The sequence below is a fragment of the uncultured Microbulbifer sp. genome, assembly GCF_947498635.1.
Classification (GTDB): Bacteria; Pseudomonadota; Gammaproteobacteria; order Pseudomonadales; family Cellvibrionaceae; genus Microbulbifer; species Microbulbifer echini.
The window spans coordinates 1-543 of record NZ_CANMKV010000122.1 but is presented as its reverse complement, the minus strand read 5'-3'; the positions used below and the strand labels follow the sequence as shown (position 1 = coordinate 543).

Sequence of the window (543 nt, the reverse complement as noted above, 5' to 3'; positions counted from 1 at the left end):
GCTCTGCCCACCAACGGCAGCATAAGTCGTCTCATTGATTCGCGCCGAATCACTGTAAGCCAGACTCGTACTTCTCGAACTGCCTTGCTTCGACGAACGGTAACCGGCAGACAGCCAAAACTTGTTCACCTCCGGTAAATGCTCGAGACCAACCCCTTCTCCCGGCAGACCCACGCTGCCGCTCAGGCTGTCGGCGCCTTTGCTGTACAGATCCACCGCGTGTAATACCAGTCCCTCTGCACTCAGGAACGTCAGCGATACTGCTGCGGCGTTGCTGTTGAGCGCGATGTCCATACCATCGCGCCAGTTGTACTGGCTGTTATCCATCACCACCTGGCCGCTGGCGTTCTTCGCCAGCACTTTGACCTTGGTGTTGTTGCCGAACACACTGGCCACATCGCTGCTGTCGAGACTTAGGGTATTACCGTTCACCGACCAGTCCAGGCTCGGCATCACACTCAGCGGGTTGTTCTGCGCATCTTCCAGGGCGCTGTCCGCGGCGCTGTCATCCGCCTGCAGGAAGTCGCTGGTGATGTCGTAGTT

The 543-nt window shown here is 58.2% G+C and carries 1 protein-coding gene; it reads right to left on the bottom strand.

The window, feature by feature from the left end; all coding sequences use genetic code 11:
• Positions 1 to 543, bottom strand: a 543-nt coding sequence (locus tag Q1A69_RS20095) for a hypothetical protein (RefSeq protein ID WP_299589698.1), incomplete at both ends; no start/stop codon positions are given.